The organism is Anaerotignum sp., from assembly GCF_031981185.1.
GTDB lineage: Bacteria > Bacillota > Clostridia > Lachnospirales > Anaerotignaceae > Chakrabartyella.
On the sequence record NZ_DALYUL010000004.1, the window covers coordinates 56,532 to 62,748 of the forward strand.

Here is a 6,217-nt window from a genome sequence, read left to right on the forward strand (position 1 = left end):
AGGTGTTTTGGAGTCAGAGGAAAGAATTATGATTAACAATATCTTTGACTTTGGTGATGCCAAGGCGAAAGACGTTATGACTCCTAGAACAGATATGGTAACTGTTTCTTGTGATGTGAGTTACGAGGAATTTGTTGCGTTGGTAAATGAAGAAGGATTCTCTCGTTTTCCAGTGTATGATGAGGATATTGATGATATCGTAGGGATTCTCTACGTAAAAGATGTATTTTTTGTGGATAAAAATGAATTTAGCGCAGAAAAATATATGAGAGAGCCTTATTTCACCTACGAAACGAAACCTGTTGCTGTGCTTTTTGCAGAGATGCGACAAAATCGTTTGGCAGTTGCTGTGGTGCTGGACGAATATGGCGGAACCTCCGGCTTGGCGACAATGGAAGATATTATAGAAGAAATTATGGGCGAAATCGCTGATGAATATGATGATGAACAGGATGAAATTGAGGTCATTAAAGAGGATGAATATGTGGTGGATGGAGGTGCCCGCTTAGAGGAATTCAATAAAATGGTGGGCAGTCGCCTAGAATCCGATGAGGTAGATACCATAGCGGGATATGTGTTGATGATATTAGGCAATTTCCCTGAAGGTGGAGAGATTTTAGAGTCCGATGGCTTAAAGTTTGTTGTGGAAGAAATGGACAAAAACAGAATTTCAAAATTGCGAGTTTATATAAATCAAGCCCCTGAATGAGAGTAATCAACTTAAAACCCATCAGTTTAACTTCAATTATAAAAAGCGGTAACCCAATGGGTCGCCGCTTTTCTTTTCAATACTGTAAGAAATAAACTTTTAAAGGATTCAAGGCAAGGATGAAAGGAATAAATGAAGTTTTTGCTAATTACAATACAAGTTTGGCTTTAGATTGCAAATTTGTTAATATCATATACATTAGAGATTAGCATCCAATTTTGAATAAAAGGACGCATAAGGTTCCAGTAACCTACTCCGCTAAAGCCATATTCTGTTACGGTACGTAATTTTGCATTAATGCTTCTTGCATCCTCGAACCATACAACATGGGCACTACCGTCTTCGCTGGTATAAAAGAAATAGGGACTTTGAGCAACCTCATCAAAGAGGATTTCTGCTCGAATATCCATAGCCATTTGTACGGCTTCTTGATTTCCTAAGGTTACTGCTCTGCCTTCGCCCATAGCAAAGGGCAACGTCCAGTCATATCCATAATTAGGAATTCCCATGATTATTTTTTCCGGTGGAATTTCCTGAATGGCATAATCTAAGACCTCTTTCACTTTGTTCAATGGTGCTACAGCCATAGGCGGTCCATAGGCATATCCCCACTCGTAGGTCATTAACAACACATAATTTGCAATTTCTCCGATTCGTTTATAATCATGGGCGGCATAAAGAAGCCCAGGCTGGGTTGAGGAAGTTTTTGGTGCAAGGGCAACAAAAACCCGAAATCCCACTGCATTCATAGCCGTTTGTAATTCAGAAAGAAAGGTAATAAAAGCCTCTTTATCTGTGGGGAGAACAAACTCGAAATCCACATCGATGCCAAAGTATGATTTTTGCCCCATTACAACCAAAAGATTATAGATAAGATTTGCCCTTGCCTCAGGGTTATTTACCATTTCTGATATGAGCTTATTGCTAAATTTTCCGTTTTCATCTAAGGGTGTTAAAACTAAAATTGGAGCTGCACCAAAGGCTCTTGCCGCCAAAATTAAGTTCATATCATCAGGAGGTACCAGTTCTCCATCGGCATGAAAACCATAGGAGAAAACAGAGAGAAACGATAAATAAGGCACAGTTTGATTCAATAGAGTCTCATCTATGTAGGGATATGCATACCCATTTACCAGATATTCCTCTTGAGGGGGTTCTTTAAAAGAGATGATTATGGTTTGACCCGGATAAATTGTGTCTGTTATGGCAAGCTGTGGATTGTTTTGTAGCAACACGTTTGGCGAAACGCCAAATCGCTGTGCTATGGTAAATATGCTATCCCCTGACTGTACCTGATAGGTTACATCTGGTTGTAAAATCAGAAGAGCTTGCCCCAAAGTTAATAGGTTCGGATTGGTTATTCCGTTATTCTCCATAATCAGCCTTGTACTTACGTCATATTGTTCTGCAATAGAATAAATTGTGTCACCGGAACTTACTACATGGATTATCATCGGCCCACCTCCGCTAATATTTTATGCAGGTTTATCCAAAAAAAGAACGCATTATAAATGCGTTCTTGATGGGGGAAGCATTCCTCCTTTAGTTTTCTGCTTTTGCTTTATCTAAGGCTGTTGCTGTAGTATCCATATAATAATCTAAATCTTTTACGCCTTCGATTTTTGTATCCAACGGACGACCTTTATTATCTACAAAGAAGGTAGTAGGTAAACCCTTTAGATTATCAATAATCCATGAGGCCATAGCTTGGTCAGGAATGATTGTGGTAAAGGTTACGCCAGCCTCTTCGTATGCCTGTTTGACTGTGTTCTCTGCTTTTTCACCAGGCAGGTCAATGACAACTTGAACAAAATTAACATTTGGATATTTTTCCTTAAGCTGTTTATAAAAAGATTCCAAGGTAGCTAACTCGTTAATATCGGGATAGCAATAGGATGCCCAGAAGTTTACAACAGTCAGATCATAATCATAAAAAACCGTACTGGTAATGGGATCACCTGTTAGGGTAGTAGACATAAAATTAAGGTATGCCTTACTATCATCAAGTTGGGTTTGAACAGATGCTTCGTCGGGCACAAAGGTTTCAATGGTTTTTTGCAACATTGGCAATTCAGATTTTAGGGTTTCAAAAGTATCAGTGGAGTCTTTTGAAAATCTGGGGGTTGTGCCAACATAGTCCGTGAGGTAGTAGAAGTGATACTTCTCTTGCTTGGGCAATTCCTCACAGTTTTTAAACTGTGCCAGTTCATCTTTTACACTTTGGGAGTCGATATTTTCTTCTTTCACAACCAAAAGGGTAAAAACAGGAACCATTAACTCTTCTACTGGGATTTTGGAATCTGGGTTATTTAATTCATCCATATTTTCATCGGGTGTAAAGTCATATTCAATTTTGGCGTAAATTTCTCCGTCTGGTTTTACATAGGTAACGGGGATTAAATTCACGTTTTTGCGCTCGAGCCATTCCTTAGGTAGGCTGTATGCCAAGCCGCATTGCTCAAAGCGGTAGTCAGTTTTTTTCTCTTCGTTCCCTTTTTCAGGGAAAGTTGCATCTTTTTTCCCGCATCCGCCTAAAATACCCAAGGATAAAATAAGGGCGAGGAAAATTATCAGTTGTTTTCTCATTTTGATTCCTCCTAAAAGTTATAAAATAAAACGAATCTACTTTGTTTTATCTTTGTTTGCGTTGTTATTGAGCACAGCTAAAAGTGTAAAAAGCCGATTTTTATAACAAGTTCAGGCTTTTCTAATGAATAGACCATTTCATAAGGCTGTCCGTTATTTATAAAATCTAAACGGCGACTGAATGGATTTCGTTGTGAAATGCCTGAGCTAAACATGCCACATCATTATACAGAAAAACTGTTTCAGCCGCAATGGATAAATCGACAGAAAAAAATAGTTTGTTTTATTTTTTAATTGCTTTCTAATGATATGACAATATCCTTTTAACTGCATAAAGGTATACTTTTCAAGTATGAAAACGGAAACAATGCGCTTAACGTCTAAGGAAAGTCTGTATTTCACTATTTTTATTTCCCAAGAGGCTTGAATAACATCTTCAATTTTGGTACTGAACCTATGATACAAAAGGGTTTGGGGGGTTATTCACTTTGAAATTGAGATAAAAACGGATAATTTATTTGTATAGACAGAAAATAGTTAAGTAATAAAGGGGTTAAGAAAGAAAACAAGTTTTATTGACAAAATTTTACTATTTTCTTAAGTTTTATGGTATAATATACCAAAATAATGTAAAGGAGAAAAGAATCATGATGCAAAAGAAGATTCTATTAATTGAAGATGAGGTTAAGCTAGCACGTTTTGTAGAGCTAGAGTTAAGATATGAGGGATATCAAGTAACGGTATGTCATGACGGCCGAGAGGGCATAGCTTTGATTAGCGAAGGGAATTTTGATATGATTCTTTTGGATCTTATGCTACCAGGGCTGACAGGAATTGAAATTTGCCGAAGAGTTCGCAAGAATTCCAATGTACCCATTATTATGCTGACAGCCAAGGATGAGGTAATTGATAAGGTTGCCGGCCTGGACAGTGGCGCCGACGATTATTTGACAAAGCCCTTTGCCATTGAGGAGTTGTTGGCAAGAATGCGTGTTGCATTTAAGCATTGTGAAGATAAAATGTCCAAAAAAGTTATTTTACAGGTCCAGGATTTGGAAATTGATACGGAGAAACGCTTGGTTACCGTTGGCGGAGAAGTGGTTGAACTGACCAAGAAGGAGTATGAGCTTCTTTTGTATTTGGTGCAGAATAAAAACATTGTTTTAACTAGAGAACAAATTTTAAACGAAGTTTGGGGCTACAGCTATATAGGTGAAACAAATGTTGTTGATGTGTATGTACGTTATTTAAGAGCAAAAATAGATGAAGCTTTTCAGAAAAAATTTATTCATACCATACGAGGGGTAGGGTATTATGTCAAGGAAGAATAAACAATCCTTTTTTTGGGGTTTACGCCATATGGCAATTGCCAGAAAAATTACGCTGCTCTATAGCGGTATTTTCACCTTCTCTCTTTTGGTCATTAGTTTCTTTATGACTATAAATATTACTGGAATACAGCAGCATATTATTAGAAGGGAGCTTACCCTCACCATTTCCAATATTGATGCTTATCTTCAACAGGGGAAAAGCTTGAACAATGAGGCCCTTCGGGATTTATTAGACAATAAATATGTGGAGGTCAATGTTTATTCCAAAAAAGAGAATGCCTATTATTTCAGTCATTTTGGTGAAGAACCACTGCAGATGCAATTACGAGAAACAAATTTCCCCCCGCCAGAGGGGATTTTTGCGGATAAGGACGATTTATATGATCAAGGGCAAAAAGCATTGGCCAAGGATGGATTTAAAATCAGCGTCCAAAAAGAAAAAGTGGAGAATTGCACAGAATACATTTTGGAAAATAATAGCCAGCAGCAAATTATGTTAATCTCAACAATTATCCCTACACAAAAGGGTGAGTATCGTGTGGAGGCATTTAAGTCAATTGGAATTAATTCCAATTTTCTTCAAGGGTTTATTACCAAGCTTGCTACGGTAAACGTTATCGGAATCTTATGTGCCTTTTTGATTGGCTGGTATATAAGCCAGAGAATGCTGCGCCCAGTAGAGGCAATTCGTGCTGCAGCGGAGCGTATCACCATTGAAGATTTAAGTCAGCGCATTAATACAGATGGACCTGATGATGAAATGAAGGAATTGACGGTAACGTTTAATTCAATGATTGATCGTTTGGAGAGCTCTTTTCAGCGTCAAAATCAGTTCATTTCTGATGCTTCCCATGAATTAAGAACACCAATTTCTGTTATTCAAGGGTACGCGAACTTAATCAATCGCTGGGGAAAAAGTGACCCCGATATTTTGCAAGAGGCGATAGATTCCATTTTAAGCGAAACAGAGCATATGAGTGCATTGATTCGCAAGCTTCTTTTTTTAGCAAAAGGCGATCAGAATCGTATGCTAGTACAGAAAAAGCTTGTATCCTTAAACGAAATTGCAGGGGAGGTTGTGAAAGAGCTGGAAGTTCTTGAAGTGAACCGAAAAATTGTATTTGAGGAAAAGGATAAGGCGGAAATTTGGGGAGACCCCGATCTAATCAAGCAACTTCTATGGATTCATGCTGAGAATGCACTAAAATATACAAAAGACGGAGATTTGATCACCCTTCGTGTTTGGAAAGATAAAAAGAATGCATTTGTTTCTGTTGGTGATAATGGAGCAGGGATATCTAAAGAGCATTTGTCTAAAATATTTGACCGCTTTTATCGTGTGGATCAATCCAGAAATAAAGGGATTTCCGGCACAGGGTTAGGGCTTTCCATCGCAAAATGGATTGCAGACAGTCATTTTGGCCATATATTGGTTGAAAGTACAGAGGGGGAAGGGACCACGTTCACCAATGTCTTTGCGTTAAGCGGCAAGACCAAAAAGGATGAGATGAAAAAAGAAGGCGAAGAGAGCCGTAAGTTTTAAGTTTTCCTTAAGGTTTCTGTGTTTATTTGATTCAACTAATAAAAGGGA

At 38.1% G+C, this 6,217-nt stretch carries 5 protein-coding genes; 3 read left to right on the forward strand and 2 right to left on the reverse strand.

The features are described from left to right. Positions 1-709: hemolysin family protein (locus tag RTK36_RS03135; protein ID WP_312044249.1), on the forward strand; the 709-nt coding region annotated here is incomplete at its 5' end. Between the two features lie 167 nt (positions 710-876). Here RTK36_RS03135 and RTK36_RS03140 read toward each other — a convergent pair. Both RTK36_RS03140 and RTK36_RS03145 read right to left on the reverse strand, forming a co-directional pair. Further along, on the reverse strand, positions 877-2,163 hold the full coding sequence (locus RTK36_RS03140; RefSeq protein ID WP_312044251.1) for a glycosyl hydrolase family 18 protein: 1,287 nt from the start codon (positions 2,161-2,163) through the stop codon (positions 877-879). Positions 2,164-2,251: 88 nt separating this feature from the next. Then, positions 2,252-3,295, reverse strand: coding sequence for a TlpA disulfide reductase family protein (locus RTK36_RS03145; protein ID WP_312044253.1), 1,044 nt, complete (start codon positions 3,293-3,295; stop codon positions 2,252-2,254). Between the two features lie 650 nt (positions 3,296-3,945). Between RTK36_RS03145 and RTK36_RS03150 the strand changes: the two genes are divergently transcribed. Together RTK36_RS03150 and RTK36_RS03155 are read left to right on the forward strand one after the other, a co-directional pair. Next, entirely contained in the window at positions 3,946-4,626 is a 681-nt protein-coding gene (locus RTK36_RS03150; protein WP_442871331.1) for a response regulator transcription factor, read from the forward strand. Then, positions 4,610-6,169, forward strand: coding sequence for a sensor histidine kinase (locus RTK36_RS03155; RefSeq protein WP_312044257.1), 1,560 nt, complete (start codon positions 4,610-4,612; stop codon positions 6,167-6,169). The genes RTK36_RS03150 and RTK36_RS03155 overlap by 17 nt, the downstream gene beginning before the upstream one ends. Positions 6,170-6,217: the final 48 nt, after the last annotated feature.

Excerpts from the sequence above, each read along its gene's own strand:
- RTK36_RS03140 (WP_312044251.1), bottom strand. The coding sequence starts at position 2,163 with ATGATAATCCATGTAGTAAGTTCCGGTGACACAATTTATTCTATTGCA.
- RTK36_RS03145 (WP_312044253.1), bottom strand. The coding sequence starts at position 3,295 with ATGAGAAAACAACTGATAATTTTCCTCGCCCTTATTTTATCCTTGGGT.
- RTK36_RS03150 (WP_442871331.1), top strand. The coding sequence starts at position 3,946 with ATGCAAAAGAAGATTCTATTAATTGAAGATGAGGTTAAGCTAGCACGT.
- RTK36_RS03155 (WP_312044257.1), top strand. The coding sequence starts at position 4,610 with ATGTCAAGGAAGAATAAACAATCCTTTTTTTGGGGTTTACGCCATATG.